We start from the raw sequence: 14379 nt of genomic DNA on the forward strand, positions 1-14379 counted from the left end.
GCAACGCTGTACGCTTTCCCAGCTGGTAACGCTACGACTGTTGCTGTCTGGCGTTGGCGGTCACACTCTGGCAGAGGCTTTGCCCGCGCGGCGACTGGCAGCGCAGTGGCTTTTACCAGGGGCCGGGGCGCACGGGCGATTGGCGCGGCAGGTGTCTGGCCCACGGCACGCCCACCTTTTGTGGCAATCGACGGTAGGCGCTTTGTCGTTATTTCGCCAAATAAGTCACACTTGGGTTGGTGTTGGTGGCGGAGTTTGGTTCAATCGAAGGGTCGGTTGCTGCCACGGCGTGGCGAGTAACTTTGGCTTACACATCAATCACTTAAAACACATTTCAGAGGAATCTTCGCCATGAAAAAGACCCTTGTTTCCCTCGCCGTCCTGGCCGCCGCCAGCGGCAGCGCCATGGCCCAGTCTTCGGTGACTTTGTACGGCACGGCCGATGCGGGCGTTGGCAAGTTTCAAGGCGGCAAGGTGGGTATGATGACTAACTCGCTAGTGACCACGAGTGATAGTTTTATCGGTTTTCGTGGCACGGAAGATATGGGCGGCGGCCTTAAGGCGGGCTTTCAGTTTGAAAGCAGCATCAATTTACGCGATGGCAGTTCGGATGTGAACTCCGCGTATTGGACCAAAACGATGTACCAACGCGCCGCCAACGTCTGGCTTGGGGGTAACTGGGGTACGTTGCGCTTGGGCCGCGCCTATACACCAAGCCGGAATGCGCTTGCAGCGTGGGATTTGACGGGCGGCGCCCGGAATTCGATCGTGATTAACACGTTCGGCACGCCTGGCAACGCAGAAGAGCGAAATAGCAGCCAGATCAGTTATAAGACGCCCGACTTCGGCGGTTTTGCTGCGGAATTGGGCTATGTGCTTAAGCCTGACAACGGTGGCAACGCCAAGGTCGATTTAGGTCTAACCTTTGTTAATGGTCCGCTGCGCGCCGGACTCTCATACAACAAACAAAAGAATTCGAAAGCAAACTATGCAGTCGGCGCTCAGTATCAGTTTGGAATGTTTGCGGTAGCAGCAGGTTACCATCACACGGCAAACGCAAATTATTTTGACGATGAGACAAATCAATTGATACCTGACGCCGTCTCGCGATTGAGTGGTTTTTCAGTTGGCGCCAAGGCTAATTTCGGCGCAGCCAGCCTGCTTGTAAACGTTGCCCGCGATACAAAAGCAAACTATGACCTTCATGGCGTAAGCTACAAGGGCGAGAAACGAACGAATGGCCTGGTGGAAGGCCGTTATGCGTTCTCAAAACGAACTTTCGTTTATGCGAACTATGTGCGTTACAGCAGCGGCAATAACTACGGCATCGGCATGCGCCATGACTTCTGATTATGTGGTGACTCTATCTGCGGCTACCTGACTGAGCCTGACGCTGTATGGCTAGCGGAATTGGCGCTGTTGCCCCTTTTTCAGGTGGCTCGTTGGCGGGCGTCAGCGGCGCCGAGAGTCCTGGATCACTGGCGCGCCCCGACTCTCAAAAGCCGCCGACGAAACCCAGCGTCAGTGATCGACCTCTGCCCGCCGCAGACAACAAAGCGCCAACCGCCCCCCCCAACACATCAAACCCCACACAGGTCAACAGCAAGCCTCCTACTGGCCAACCGAGCGGTAACGGATCGCCCCAAGCGAACACACCGGTCGCGTCTGGCCAGAACGCGCAGGGCGGGCCAGGGGTGGGCGGACCAGGGCCAACCGGCCACGGTGAAGCAGGCGGCGGCGCTGCGGGCCACGGTGCCAACGGCGCCGGGGGCATGGGCGGGGATGCCGTCGGCGGCATGGGCGGCGGACCAGGTGGCACGGGCGCAGGCTCAGCCGGGGGCCATGGCGGGGCGGGCGGCGGGCTGTCTTGGGGCGGCGATGGGGCGTCGCCATGGGGGTCTGGCGCGGCCACCAACACGTTCAACCCCGCAACCGGCGCCTACAACAGCTCCAATGCAGTCAACGCGGTGCCTGGGCGGCCAGACGGCGTTCGCCCTGACGGTGTCAACAACCCGCTGCCGCGCCCCGGCGCCACACCCAACCCTTTGCCGCCCAACGGCACCACCCCCAATGCGCTGCCGCCCGCAGGCAACCCTGCGGGCCAGTTGCCGCAGGCGGGCTTGCCTAACGCTGCGGCGGGCCAGGCGGGCGCGCCCCCGGGGATGAATCAGCTGGTGGCGCCTGCCACGGCGCTGGCGGGCACGTCGGTCACGATTGGCCCGCGCGGCACGGTCAGCCAGCCGATGTTCAGCCCCGCTGCCGCGTCAGCCCCTTCGGCAACCACCACCGCGTACAGCGCGCAGACGGCGGCAGGCTTGCCCCTGCGCAGCACGCCGCAGGCTGCGCCCGTGGCGGCGGCGCTGGGCATGGCAGACCCACGGGCCAAGGCGGCGGTGGCGGCCATGCCACCGGCCACGGCGCAGCCGCAGCAGCAGCCCAGCGGCGCGCAACCCACCACGGCGGCGCGCGCGGGGCAACTGCCTGCGCCGGCTGCGGCGGCCAATACCCAAGTGGCGGCGCAAACTGCTGCACACATTGCCGCACAAACGGCGGCTGCGGCGCGCGGCGCCGCAGGCAGTTCGCAGGCCGTGGCGCAGGCGCAGGCCGCGCTGGCCTTGGCGCTGGGCCGCGTGGGCGCGGGGCAGATGACGGCCGGCGGCGCGGCCATTGCGCTGGCAGAGGCGCAACTGGCGCTGCGCGCCAGCCGGATGGCGCAGTTGCAGTTGCTGGCACCTGCGGGCGCGCAGGGGCAGCGTGGGGTGGCGGCTGGCCCGGGCGCTGCGGCATCGGGCGCGCGGGCGCTTGCCCAAGCCCCGGCGGCGGGCGCGCAGACAGCCGCCCAGGCCCCGCGTGCCGGCGCCATGCCGCAAAGCGCCGCCAAGGGCGAAGCGCCCACGGGGTCGCAAGTGGCGGCGGGCGCCGTGATGCCCAAGCAGTTGGCTACCACGCTGGCGATGGCGCCCAAGCTGCGCAAGCGCGGTTCGCACGACAGGGTGGAGAAGATCGACCAGTTCACCCCCCGGGCGCCAACGCCCGAGATGGAAGACGAGGATTTCTGGGACGCCCTGGGCGACGCCGGTGACGACGATGAAGACCGCAGCGGCCCAGCCGACCAGCCCGAGGCGGACGCCGCTGCCCGCGAAGCGGCGGCCGAGCATTACCGCGCGCTGCACCTGTGGCTGAAGGCCAATGACCAGCAGGCGCTGCTGCGCGAATTGGCGCTGGGCCGCCGCGTGATGGTGCTGGCACCGCCCGACCAGACGCACCAGCGCCTGATCGGGCACGTGCTCTGGCCCGACGCAGCCGACACGTCCAAGGCGGGCACGGTCGCACCCACGGCAGGTACGCGCGGGCGCGCATGGCCTTTGGCGGCGCGCTGGTCGGCCATGCTGCCCGCGGACGTCGGTTGGCGGCAGTGGCGTTTGCGCCAGTGGGTGGACGCGGCGGGCACGTGGCAGGTAGCGGCTTCGCAGCCAGACCGGCACACGCCGCGCCTGGTGCTGGCGGGCGCCGAGCCAGCGGGCGCTGCACCCGCGGTGGGCGAATACATCACGGTGGCAGAGCCGCGCCGCCTGCGCCGCCTGATGGGCCAGCAGTGGACAATGATGGCGCTGCGCGTGCCGGTTCCGCTGGACGGCATGGGCACGCAAGGCGCCGTGGCCGGCGGCCAATGAAGGCGGCGGCTTGGCAGCAGGCGGCGCACGGCGCCCGTGCTGGCGCAGCGGCCCAGGCGCAAGGCCCCTTGGCTGTTTGTGAATGGATGTTTTGATGGCTTTACCCCGCACCAGCGGCACTGCAAGCACGCGTCAAGTTGCCCCGCGCCAGCGCCGCGCGCAGGCAGCACCCGCTGGCGACGCCGCAGCGGCGCTGCTGGCCGCGTTTGACGACCTGGCCGCGGTGCTGCCTGCCGACGCTGCGGCGCCACTGGTGTGGTGCAGCCCGGCCCTGGCCGCCCTGCTGGGCTTGGCGGAAGGCGAAGCGCCCACGCTGCAGGCGCTGTGCGCCCGGCTGGCTGGGCTGGCGGAGGGCGTGGCCGCGCTGGGCGCATCCGGCGCGCCGGCGGGCGCCGATTGGGATGGCGAGGTGCAACTGGATGCAGACCGCGATGGCTCGGCCACCGCGCACCTGCACGCGGCCTTGCGCCTCCTGCCTGCGGGCGGCGCCGGGCAAGCGGGCGCTGCGCTGGGCGCGGCAGCCGAATCGACAGGGGGCGGTGCGTTGGCGCTGCGCCTGCGACTGCTGGACAGCGGCGGGCCACCGGCGCTTGAACGGGCCACGCGCCGCCACCTGGAAGACCGCGAAAGGCTGCTGTTCACCTCGCGCAGCGTGGCCGTGGGCGAGATGGCCACCACCCTGGCGCACGAGCTGAACCAGCCGCTGGGCGCGGTGACCAACGTGCTGCGCGGGCTGAAGACGCGCATTGCCACGGCGGCGGCGCAACCGCAGGCCAACGCGCTGCCCATGCTGGAGCAAGGCGTGCAGCTGGCGCTGGACCAGGTGCAGTACGCGGCGCGCATCATCGGGCGCATACGCGACTACACGCAGTCGCGCCAGCCGCGCCGCGAGCGGGTAGACCTGAATGCGCTGCTGCACAACAGCCTGACGACGCTGGACTGGGACCTGGGCCGCCACGGCGTGCAACTGTCGATGGCGCTGGCGCCCGAGGCGCAAGACGGCGCCACGGCGGTGGCGGGCGACGGCGTGATGCTGCAGCAGGTGCTGGTGAACCTGCTGCGCAACGCCATCGACGCGATGGGCGACACGCCCGCCGGCCAGCGGCGCCTGGACATCGTCAGCCGCATTGACGCTGCGGGCACGCAGATCGAGATTGCCATTGCCGATACCGGCAGCGGCATTGATGACGAAGGCGCGGCGCAGCTTTTCATGCCGTTTTACTCCACCAAGCCGACGGGCATGGGGATTGGCCTGAACATCTGCCGCAGCCTGATCGAGCTGCACCAGGGGCGGCTGTGGTTTACCCCCAACCCAGGGCTGCGCGGCTGCACTTTTCACGTGGCGCTGCCGCTGGTGCAGGGCGATGAAGCCCTGCAGCTGCCACGCTTTATGGATTCGGAAGCTGTTGTTTCATGAACGCGAACGCCACACCTGCCAGCCGCACGCTGTACCTTTTGGACGACAACGACGACTTTCGGGCCACCGCCAAGTGGTGGCTGAGCGGCGCTGGCTACGAAGTGGTGGACTTCCAAGACGCGCAGACGGCCATCGACGCGCTGAAGGCGCTGGACGCCCAGGCCATTGGGCAAGCCTGCCTGCTGCTGGACGTGCGTATGCCCACCATGACGGGGCTGCAGGTGCACGACGCGCTGATCGAGGCAGGCGTGACGGGGGGCAACGCCCAGCCGTCGCTGCCCATCGTCTACATGACCGGGCACGGCGACGTGCCGCTGGCGGTGCAGGCGATGGAAAAAGGCGCGGTCACCTTTCTGGAAAAGCCGTTTCAGGACAGCGCCCTGGAATCGGCCCTGGCGCGTGCGTTTCAGGCGGGCAGCCAGCGCCCCGCCGCGCCGGCGGTGGCTGAAGCCGCCCTGCCCGATGAAACGGCTGCGCCCACGTGCGCCGAGTACGCGCGCCGCCGCGCCGCGCTGAGCCCGCGCGAGCTGCAGGTGATGCAGGGCGTGGTGGAAGGCAAGATCAGCAAGACAATTGCGCGCGACCTGGACATCAGCACCAAGACGGTGGAGCTGCACCGCAGCCGCGTGATGGCCAAGATGCAGGCCGATTCGGTGGTGCACCTGACGCGCATGGCGCTGCACCAGCGCGTGGACGTATAGCGGCACGCGGCGCGGGCTGGCCCGTGGCGAGGCGCGGCCGCCGCGCCAATCTGAACCCAATTGGCCTCTGGCGCTGGTGCTGCCTGCGCTGGCAGCTATTTATTTAATAGCAAACCACGGGTTTGTAACGGCCGCCCGCGTTCGTGCCTATAGGTAACGTTACTAGCTGGGTTGATTACTAGCTGGTAACGCCATGAATGTTCAAGCGGCGCCGCCAACGATTCAATAGCACCCATCAAGTGATTCCGTCTTCATGAGTTGCTTGGTCGCCTGGCAGGGAACGGTTCCCGGCGGGGCGAAGAGCCTGAAGTCATCAATTCGACCTGCGAAGGTCACCAAAGGAGCTAAAAATGGGTGCAGCAGTTGGCGTGGTAGCAAGCGTTGTGGTGGGTGGCGGCGGCGCTGGCCTGTTGGGCGGCTTGGGCGGCGGCATGGGCGGCCTGCTGGGCAACCTGATCGGCGGCATTCTGGGTAACTCTGGCATTGGCGCAGGCATCGGCAAGGCGATGGAAGGCTTTTCGCCGACCAACATCCTGAACGCCACGTCGAACCTGATTGGCAACATCTTCGGCAATTCGGGCAAAGACGCCATGAACACCCTGCACCAGCAGGACGGCATGCCCAAATTCATCCGCGACGCGGTGAACAAGGCGATCGACGAGGCGGTGAAGAACTGCCACAAGCCGGTGGACCCGCAAGCCCAGCAAACGCTGGACAGCGCGACCAAGGACGATTCGCTGAAAGAGATCAAGCAGCTGACCGACCAGCTGCTGGACAAGATTCGCGAGACGCTGAACAAAAACACCAACGAGGCCACCCAGGAAGCCTGCGAAGGCAAGGGCGACGGCAAGGTCAAGGGCAAAAAGTCTGCACAAAGCTGGTTCGCCGCGATTGCCGAGGCAATGGGCAAGGTGTATGGCGCCAAGACGCAGGAAGTGGTCAAGCTGTCGGCCCAAGTCAGCAACGTGGCGGATGAACAGTCCAAGCTGGCCGAAAAGTCCAAGAGCGTGAGCTCTGACGACAAGGAAGGCACCAAAGCTGTCGAGGCCGACAAGCAAAAGCTGGCGGCCGAGATGACCAAGGCGCAGACCGAGCTGCAAGGCGCCGCACAGGAAATGAAGCTGATCAGCGAGACGGTTTCGACGCTGCTCAAATCGATCGGCGAAGCGCTGTCGGGCATGGCACGTAAGCAGTAAGCGCGCGTTTCACGGCACAACAGCCCAAAAAGCAGGTCGAAAGGCCTGCTTTTTTGCTATGGGGGGTCGCTTGGATTCAAGGGCGACAATCAAGCGCGGGGCGCCAACCGGCACCGCGCGTCTGTTTTTCCAGGACACACAGGATTGGGTATGAGACTGCTTCTGACCGCATTGATTGCGCTGCTGCTGATCAGCACGAAGGCGCACGCCTTCTTTACGATCGACTACAACGAGCAGTGGCTGCGCAACGACGCCTACAACAGGGCGATGTCGCAGGCCAAGAAGGACTTGGAGGGCAGCAGCAGTTCGAGCCGGGCCAGGGCCCGAAGCACCGCGCCGGCCGCGCGCAAGCCATCGACGCAGGCCGATCCGCTGTGGACCGGCAAGCTGGTGGTGCTGCGCAACGGCGAGGTGCTGGACTCGAAGCCGCTGGAAGAGATGGCGCAGATGGTTCCCGCCGCGCAGCGCAAGGAGGCGCAGACGCTGTTCAAGCAGATCGTAGTGACCTTCAACAACAACGTGGAGAAGCTCTACGGCGTACCCAAGGAAAACGTGGCCACGGGCATCGTGACACTGCTGGCCGGGGGCTACGCGGCGTACTACAACAAGCCATTTCCTGAAAACGCCATCAAGCCAACGGTGGAACAGGTCCGCACCTACCTGCAGGGCAAGCCGGAGGCGTTCAAACCAGGCTCTGAGCGGATGCGCTCTTACATGCAGAGCGTGGGCCTGGGAATGCTGCTGTCGCTGATGCAGCAGGAAGTGCAGAAATCGGGCAGCGCGGCGGATGCGGCCCAGCTGAAGGCCGAGGGCGCGCGCGTGTTCCGCGCCGTGCTGCATGTGGAGCCGGAAGAGGTGGAGTTCACCTCGTCGGGATTGAGGTTTCGCTGACGGCGCGAGGGCCGAGCGTGCGTGAGGGCTGCTCTGGCGCTTGCGGGCGTGCGGGCGAGGTTGTCACGCTGCCGGCGCGGCCGGCGTCAAGCCTGGGCTGGCTGCCCGCCGCGCAGCACCTGACGCAGGCGGTCGCGCCGCGGCAGGTGGCGCCACGCCTCCCAATGCGCGCGCGACAAGCGAAACTGCGCCGCCAGGTGCCCGTTGTAAGGCGCATTGCCTACGCGATCAAAGCCGAGCACGCGCAGGCAGTGGGCGGCTGAGCGATTCTCCGGTGCGCAATAGCCGTACACCTCGGTGCGCGCGGTGTCGGCAAAGGCGCGCGCCAGCAGCCAGTCGCCCCCGTCCAACGCCAGCGCGTTGCCCCACGCCTCGGGTGCCAAGCGAGCGCCTATTTCAATTTGATCGGGCGCGTCCAGCACGTGCACCAGGCTGAACCACCCGCAAAACCGCCAGGTTGGCGCCATCACGTAAGCGAGAAGCCCGTCATCGATGTCGCCCGCAGCGTGGGCGGCCTGCGCTTCGGCCACGGCGTCGGCGTCTGCAGGTATGGCGCGTTCGGCGCACCAGATGCCGCGCCCCTCGTATTGGCGATAGAACGCCTGCATGCCGGCCACGAAGCCACTGGCGGTGGCCAGGTCGTCCAGTGCGAGATCGTCCACCAGCTGCGCACGCACGCGCGGGTCCTGGTGCATGCGCGCCAGATCAGAAACATCGCTGAGCGCGAACTCGCGCAGCCGCAGCCGATCGCTGGCTCGCCAGGGCGGGTCTGGAGGGGCTACGGCGTGGGAGCTCATGACTGCAAGACTTTAAGGCAGGCCGCAGTCGCCAGCGAGGCCATGGCGCGCTGCATTGGGCGCCTGCGCCAGCGATCCTCAAATGCAACGGTTGTGTCAACTGATGCACACATCAACTGCCCGCAAGATTTACATCTTTTCACCGATCGGCGATGATCGAACGGCTGTTTTTGCCTTCCGGATCATCTGCTTCATGGCCACTGCCGAATCTGTTTCACGAGATGCCGCGCCCGTCGCGCTGCCTGGCGTGGGCCGCGCCCTGGTGCTGGCTGGAAAACTGACCCAAAAAGTCGCCGAAGACACATTCAAGAAAGCACGCGCTGGCCAGAAAAACTTCATCTCCGAGCTGATCGGCTCGGGCGCGATCGCCGCGTCGGATCTGGCCCATACCCTGGCCCAGGCTTTTTCGGCGCCGCTGCTGGATGCGGACGCACTCGATCCTGAGCGCCTGCCCAAGGACCTGATCGATCCAAAACTGTCGCAGACCTACCGCCTGCTGGCGCTCAGCAAACGCAACGGCAGGCTGATCGTCGCCACGGCCGACCCGTCTGATCACGATGCGGCGGAACGCATCAAGTTCTCGACGCAGATGGGCGTCGAATGGGTCATCGCCGAGTTCGACAAGCTGTCGAAGTTGGTGGAGGCCCACACCAAGTCCGCTGCCGAGTCGATGGACAGCATCGTCGGCGGGGATTTTGAGTTCGACGAGGCGTCCTTGGGCGCTGCGGTTCCGGCAGAAGAGGACGATTCTGCAGCGAACGATGTTGAAGACGCCCCGGTCGTCAAGTTTCTGCACAAGATGCTGATCGACGCCTTCAACATGCGCGCGTCGGACTTGCACTTCGAGCCGTATGAACACCAATACCGCGTGCGCTTTCGCGTGGACGGCGAATTGCGCGAGATCGTCTCTCCCCCAGTGCTGATCAAAGAGAAGCTTGCCTCGCGCATCAAGGTGTTGTCGCGGCTGGATATTTCCGAGAAGCGGATTCCGCAAGACGGCCGCATGAAGCTGAAAGTCGGCCCAGACCGCGTGATCGATTTTCGCGTGAGTACGCTGCCCACGCTTTTCGGTGAAAAGATCGTTATTCGTATTCTCGACCCAAGCAGTGCCAAGCTCGGTATCGACGCGCTCGGCTACGAGCCCGAAGAGAAGGTGCGCTTGCTCAAGGCGATTGAGCGCCCCTACGGCATGATCCTGGTGACCGGCCCCACCGGCTCCGGCAAGACCGTTTCGCTCTACACCTGCCTGAACCTGCTGAACAAGCCGGGCGTGAACATCGCGACTGCAGAAGACCCATCAGAGATCAACCTGCCGGGCGTCAACCAGGTCAACGTCAACGAGAAGGCCGGTCTGACGTTTGCGGTCGCTCTCAAGGCTTTCCTGCGTCAGGATCCTGACATCATCATGGTCGGCGAGATCCGGGATCTCGAAACGGCCGACATCGCGATCAAGGCCGCGCAAACGGGGCACTTGGTGCTGTCGACGCTGCACACGAACGACGCCCCGACCACGCTCACGCGCATGCGCAACATGGGCATCGCGCCGTTCAACATCGCGTCCAGCGTGATCTTGATTACGGCACAGCGTCTGGCGCGCCGCCTTTGCCCTCAATGCAAGGCGCCGATGGACATCCCCCGCGAGGCCTTGATCGAGGCTGGGTTTGATGAAAACGAGTTGGATGGAAGCTGGACGCCTTACAAACCGGTCGGCTGCGCTGCCTGCAACAACGGCTATAAAGGACGCGTCGGCATTTATGAGGTGATGCCGATCAGTGAAGACATGCAGCGCATCATCCTCGCGGATGGCAGCGCATTGGAGATTGGCGAGCAGGCACGCAGGGAGGGCGTCCGCTCATTGCGCGAATCGGCGCTGCACAAGGTCAAAATTGGCGTGACTTCGCTTGAAGAAGTTTTGGCCGTCACCAACCAATAACCGCGCGAAGACGCGCCCTATAAGAGATCAAAAGCATGGCAACCCGAGTCGCAAGCAGTAAAACGGTCAAGGAACTCGTTTTTGAGTGGGAAGGCAAGGACCGCAACGGCAAGGTTGTGCGAGGCGAGACGCGTGCCGCGGGTGAGAATCAGGTTCAAGCCTCACTGCGGCGCCAAGGCATTTTTGTCACCAAACTCAAGAAGCGCCGCATGCGCTCCGGCAAGAAAATCAAGCCGAAAGACATTGCGATTTTTACCCGGCAGCTTGCGACGATGATGAAGGCGGGGGTGCCGCTGCTTCAATCTTTCGATATTGTAGGACGCGGCAACCCGAACCCCAGCGTCACGAAATTGCTGAACGACGTTCGAGCCGACATCGAAACGGGTACTTCGCTCTCTGCAGCGTTTCGCAAATATCCGCTTTACTTCAACTCTCTTTATTGCAATTTGGTCGAAGCGGGCGAGTCGGCAGGTATTCTGGAAAGCCTTCTCGATCGTCTGGCGACGTATATGGAGAAAACGGAGGCGATCAAATCCAAGATCAAGTCCGCGCTAATGTATCCTATTGCAGTTTTAGTGGTCGCGTTCGTCGTGGTGGCCGTCATCATGATCTTTGTGATCCCGGCATTCAAGGAGGTGTTCACCAGCTTCGGCGCTGATCTTCCTGCCCCGACTTTAGTAGTCATCGCGATGAGTGAGTTTTTCGTCAAATGGTGGTGGCTTATCTTCGGGGGCATTTTCGGTGGCGTGTATTTTTTCATGCAAGCCTGGCGCCGCGATGAAAAAGTACAAATGTTCATGGACCGCCTGCTCCTCAAGCTGCCCATCTTTGGCGAGTTGATCGAAAAGTCGGTGGTGGCGCGCTGGACGCGCACGCTTTCCACCATGTTTGCCGCGGGCGTCCCGTTGGTCGAGTCTCTGGATTCGGTGGGGGGCGCCGCGGGCAATTCCGTCTACAAGATTGCGACAGACAAGATACAAAAGGAAGTCGCCACTGGTACCAGTCTGACCGCTGCCATGACCAACGCCAACATCTTCCCAAGCATGGTGCTTCAAATGACAGCCATCGGTGAAGAGTCGGGCGCGTTGGATCACATGCTCGGCAAGGCTGCAGACTTCTATGAGGATGAAGTCGATGAAATGGTCGCGGGCCTTTCCAGCCTCATGGAGCCGATCATCATCGTGGTGCTTGGCACTGTAATCGGCGGCATCGTCGTCTCGATGTACCTACCCATCTTCAAGCTCGGCCAGGTGGTTTGATGGACGCAGAGCTCTGGGTTCCGGTGCTCACGGCCGGTTTATTTGGCTTGTTGATTGGCAGCTTTCTCAACGTCGTCATTTATCGGCTGCCCAAAATGCTCGAGCGCGAATGGGCAGCCGGGTGTGCAGAGCTTTCTGGCCAACCGCTTCCCGAGCAGGAGCCGTTCAACTTGCTCGTGCCGCGGTCTCGTTGTCAGGCTTGCGGTCACCAGATTCGCTGGTACGAAAACATCCCGGTGTTGAGCTACCTCGCACTCCGCGGAAAATGCTCTGCTTGTGGCACGCCCATCAGCATCCGTTATCCGATGATCGAACTTGCCACTGGCGTGCTTTTCGCGTGGTGCATTTGGCGTTGGGGCCTGAACCTGTCGGGCGGTATGTGGTGTCTGTTTGCCGCCATGCTGGTCGCCATGACCTTGATCGATTGGGACACCACCTTGCTGCCCGACGTGCTGACCTTGCCGCTGCTCTGGGCAGGGCTGATCGCCGCCAACCTGCACTGGATCCCTGTGCCCTTGAGCGACGCCGTCTGGGGCGCTGTTGGTGGCTACATGTCCCTGTGGCTCGTGTACTGGGCCTTCAAGCTGGCTACGGGCAAGGAAGGCATGGGTTTCGGTGATTTCAAGCTTTTCGCCGCACTCGGCGCGTGGTTTGGCTGGCAAGCGCTGGTGCCGATCATTCTGATGTCGTCCGTGATCGGTGCAGCTGTCGGCATTGTCATGAAGCTCAGAAGCTCGCTGCGCGACGGCGGCCAGATCCCATTCGGCCCCTTCCTAGCAATGGCCGGCATCACCGCCATGGTCTTTGGCCCGCAGAGCATCCTGCGCGCCGTCGGCCTTTAACCCGGCATGGCCACGCCGGTCCTGTTGGGGCTGACAGGCGGCATTGGCAGCGGCAAGAGCACGGTCGCAGGACTTCTGGCCGCGCAGCATCGGGCCACGGTCATCGATGCGGACGCAATTTCACGTCAGACCACCTCAGCAGGTGGTAGCGCCCTGCCCGCAATTGCGGCGGCCTTTGGATCCGAATTGATCGGCGCCGACGGGGCGCTGGACCGGGCCGCCATGCGCGAGCTCGTCTACCAAGACGCAGACGCCCGTCACCAGCTTGAAGCCATCATTCACCCGCTCGTCGCGCAGGAGACCGACCGTCAGGCCCAACAAGCGCTGGCCAGCGGCGCCCCGCTGCTGGTGTTCGATGTGCCGCTGCTGGTCGAGGCCGGCGCCCGCTGGCGCGCCCGTGTCGATCAGGTCATGGTGGTGGATTGCGATGCGCAAACCCAGCTCGCTCGCGTCATGCGGCGCAATGGTTTGCCGCGCGAGCAGGTGGAAGCCATCATTGCGGCGCAGGCCAGCCGCGACCAGCGCCTGTCGTGCGCAGATACGGTCGTGTTCAATGGATTGGGCGTCGATTTGACGCTCTTGGGCACCCAGCTCGGGGCTTGGGCGCAGCGGTTCGGGCTATGATGCGGCCGTCTCAGGGAAGGTCTCTTCCGCGTGATCCTGTACGAATACCCTTTCAACGAACGCATTCGCACCTATTTGCGGCTGGAGCACCTGATTGGCCGCTTGGCCCAATTGCTGCCGCGGGATGGCGCGCTCGATCACCACTACGCGCTGGTCACGATTTTCGAGGTGATGGACGTCACCAGCCGGGCCGACATCAAGTCGGATGTGCTCAAAGACCTGGATCGCCAGAAGGCGCACTTCGCGGCGTTTCGCGGCAACCCGGCCATTTCAGAAGCCTCGCTCGATGCGGTGCTTGAGCGGCTGGACGATGCCTTCACGCGACTGAACGCGCAACTTGGCAAACCCGGTCACGAGTTGCAGGACAACGAATGGCTGATGAGCATCCGCAGCCGGGCCGTGATTCCAGGCGGCACCTGCGAATTCGATCTGCCGGCGTACCATGCCTGGCAGCAGGAGCCGCCGGCCCGGCGCCGTGCTGACCTCAACCAATGGGCCAGTTCGCTCGCGCCCATGGCGCAAGCTGTTTCGCTGCTGCTGCAGTTGCTGCGCGACGCCGGCCAGCCACAAAAGGTGATGACGCGCGCCGGGCAGTTTCAGCAGATCCTGCCGCAAGGGCGCAGCTTTCAATTGCTGCGTCTGCGCATCGATCCAGCGCTTCAACTGATTCCCGAGATCAGCGGCAATCGGCTTATGGTTTCCGTGCGCCTGGTGCGGCATGGCGCAGACGGCAAACTGCACCCGGCGCGCGAAGAAGCGCCGTTTGAGCTGGCGCTGTGCGCATGACAGCCCCCCGAAAACGCCGCGGAACTGACGCCGCACCCTCCGAACAAGCCGCCCGCACCGTGCGCTGCCCCGCCTGCGGCGGCCCCAGCCGCTACGCTGCCGACAACGCCTACCGCCCCTTTTGCAGCGAGCGCTGCAAAATGTTCGACTTGGGCGCGTGGGCCAGCGAGAGTTTTCGCGTGGAAACGCCGCCCGGCGGCGATGAAGATTCGTTGCCGATCGAGCCGCTTCAATAAGCGCGCCCGTTCACCGGCCCGCG

13 protein-coding genes are annotated in these 14379 nt (G+C 64.2%); 12 read left to right on the top strand and 1 reads right to left on the bottom strand.

Features of this window, described 5'->3' with window-relative positions; genetic code table 11:
* Positions 1 to 351 precede the first annotated feature (351 nt).
* From C6570_RS17470 to C6570_RS17495, 6 genes are all read left to right on the top strand, one after another.
* Positions 352 to 1350 carry a porin gene (locus tag C6570_RS17470; RefSeq protein WP_106704351.1) on the top strand — a complete coding sequence of 333 codons (999 nt, stop codon included), beginning with the start codon at positions 352 to 354 and terminating at the stop codon, positions 1348 to 1350.
* A 422-nt stretch (positions 1351 to 1772) separates the two neighbouring features.
* A complete protein-coding gene (locus C6570_RS17475) occupies positions 1773 to 3674 on the top strand; it encodes a hypothetical protein (protein ID WP_106704352.1) in 1902 nt (633 codons plus the stop codon).
* Positions 3675 to 3768: 94 nt separating this feature from the next.
* Positions 3769 to 5091 carry a sensor histidine kinase gene (locus C6570_RS17480; protein ID WP_123812295.1) on the top strand — a complete coding sequence of 441 codons (1323 nt, stop codon included), beginning with the start codon at positions 3769 to 3771 and terminating at the stop codon, positions 5089 to 5091.
* Positions 5088 to 5792 carry a response regulator transcription factor gene (locus C6570_RS17485; RefSeq protein ID WP_106704354.1) on the top strand — a complete coding sequence of 235 codons (705 nt, stop codon included), beginning with the start codon at positions 5088 to 5090 and terminating at the stop codon, positions 5790 to 5792. Before C6570_RS17480 ends, C6570_RS17485 begins: the two co-directional genes overlap by 4 nt.
* Before the next feature lie 350 nt (positions 5793 to 6142).
* Positions 6143 to 6988 carry a hypothetical protein gene (locus C6570_RS17490; RefSeq protein ID WP_123812296.1) on the top strand — a complete coding sequence of 282 codons (846 nt, stop codon included), beginning with the start codon at positions 6143 to 6145 and terminating at the stop codon, positions 6986 to 6988.
* A gap of 150 nt (positions 6989 to 7138) precedes the next feature.
* A complete protein-coding gene (locus tag C6570_RS17495) occupies positions 7139 to 7879 on the top strand; it encodes a DUF6683 family protein (protein ID WP_106704356.1) in 741 nt (246 codons plus the stop codon).
* An 86-nt stretch (positions 7880 to 7965) separates the two neighbouring features.
* Here C6570_RS17495 and C6570_RS17500 read toward each other — a convergent pair whose 3' ends face one another.
* Entirely contained in the window at positions 7966 to 8676 is a 711-nt protein-coding gene (locus C6570_RS17500) for a GNAT family N-acetyltransferase (RefSeq protein WP_106704357.1), read from the bottom strand.
* 193 nt (positions 8677 to 8869) lie between these two features.
* On the opposite strand from C6570_RS17500, the gene pilB reads away from it, so the two are divergent.
* Genes pilB through C6570_RS17530 form a run of 6 tightly spaced genes read left to right on the top strand, consistent with a single transcriptional unit; the run spans position 8870 to position 14356 of the window.
* Positions 8870 to 10609 carry a type IV-A pilus assembly ATPase PilB gene (gene pilB / locus C6570_RS17505; protein ID WP_106704791.1) on the top strand — a complete coding sequence of 580 codons (1740 nt, stop codon included), beginning with the start codon at positions 8870 to 8872 and terminating at the stop codon, positions 10607 to 10609.
* A gap of 35 nt (positions 10610 to 10644) precedes the next feature.
* On the top strand, positions 10645 to 11868 hold the full coding sequence (locus C6570_RS17510; RefSeq protein WP_106704358.1) for a type II secretion system F family protein: 1224 nt from the start codon (positions 10645 to 10647) through the stop codon (positions 11866 to 11868).
* Positions 11868 to 12710 (top strand): prepilin peptidase, encoded by an 843-nt coding sequence (locus C6570_RS17515; protein WP_106704359.1) that lies wholly within the window; start codon positions 11868 to 11870, stop codon positions 12708 to 12710. The genes C6570_RS17510 and C6570_RS17515 overlap by 1 nt, the downstream gene beginning before the upstream one ends.
* Positions 12711 to 12716: 6 nt before the next feature.
* Positions 12717 to 13334 carry a dephospho-CoA kinase gene (gene coaE / locus C6570_RS17520; protein ID WP_106704360.1) on the top strand — a complete coding sequence of 206 codons (618 nt, stop codon included), beginning with the start codon at positions 12717 to 12719 and terminating at the stop codon, positions 13332 to 13334.
* Positions 13335 to 13364: 30 nt separating this feature from the next.
* The gene (zapD, locus tag C6570_RS17525) at positions 13365 to 14120 is read left to right on the top strand and encodes a cell division protein ZapD (RefSeq protein WP_106704361.1); all 756 of its coding nucleotides are present in this window, start codon (positions 13365 to 13367) and stop codon (positions 14118 to 14120) included.
* Positions 14117 to 14356, top strand: coding sequence for a DNA gyrase inhibitor YacG (locus tag C6570_RS17530; RefSeq protein ID WP_106704362.1), 240 nt, complete (start codon positions 14117 to 14119; stop codon positions 14354 to 14356). The genes zapD and C6570_RS17530 overlap by 4 nt, the downstream gene beginning before the upstream one ends.
* The last annotated feature ends 23 nt before the right edge of the window (positions 14357 to 14379 follow it).

This window comes from Ottowia oryzae (assembly GCF_003008535.1).
Taxonomy (GTDB): domain Bacteria; phylum Pseudomonadota; class Gammaproteobacteria; order Burkholderiales; family Burkholderiaceae_C; genus Ottowia; species Ottowia oryzae.

Coding starts and splice junctions, on each gene's coding strand:
- C6570_RS17470 (WP_106704351.1), top strand. CDS start 352: ATGAAAAAGACCCTTGTTTCCCTCGCCGTCCTGGCCGCCGCCAGCGGC.
- C6570_RS17475 (WP_106704352.1), top strand. CDS start 1,773: ATGGGCGGGGATGCCGTCGGCGGCATGGGCGGCGGACCAGGTGGCACG.
- C6570_RS17480 (WP_123812295.1), top strand. CDS start 3,769: ATGGCTTTACCCCGCACCAGCGGCACTGCAAGCACGCGTCAAGTTGCC.
- C6570_RS17485 (WP_106704354.1), top strand. CDS start 5,088: ATGAACGCGAACGCCACACCTGCCAGCCGCACGCTGTACCTTTTGGAC.
- C6570_RS17490 (WP_123812296.1), top strand. CDS start 6,143: ATGGGTGCAGCAGTTGGCGTGGTAGCAAGCGTTGTGGTGGGTGGCGGC.
- C6570_RS17495 (WP_106704356.1), top strand. CDS start 7,139: ATGAGACTGCTTCTGACCGCATTGATTGCGCTGCTGCTGATCAGCACG.
- C6570_RS17500 (WP_106704357.1), bottom strand. CDS start 8,676: ATGAGCTCCCACGCCGTAGCCCCTCCAGACCCGCCCTGGCGAGCCAGC.
- pilB (WP_106704791.1), top strand. CDS start 8,870: ATGGCCACTGCCGAATCTGTTTCACGAGATGCCGCGCCCGTCGCGCTG.
- C6570_RS17510 (WP_106704358.1), top strand. CDS start 10,645: ATGGCAACCCGAGTCGCAAGCAGTAAAACGGTCAAGGAACTCGTTTTT.
- C6570_RS17515 (WP_106704359.1), top strand. CDS start 11,868: ATGGACGCAGAGCTCTGGGTTCCGGTGCTCACGGCCGGTTTATTTGGC.
- coaE (WP_106704360.1), top strand. CDS start 12,717: ATGGCCACGCCGGTCCTGTTGGGGCTGACAGGCGGCATTGGCAGCGGC.
- C6570_RS17530 (WP_106704362.1), top strand. CDS start 14,117: ATGACAGCCCCCCGAAAACGCCGCGGAACTGACGCCGCACCCTCCGAA.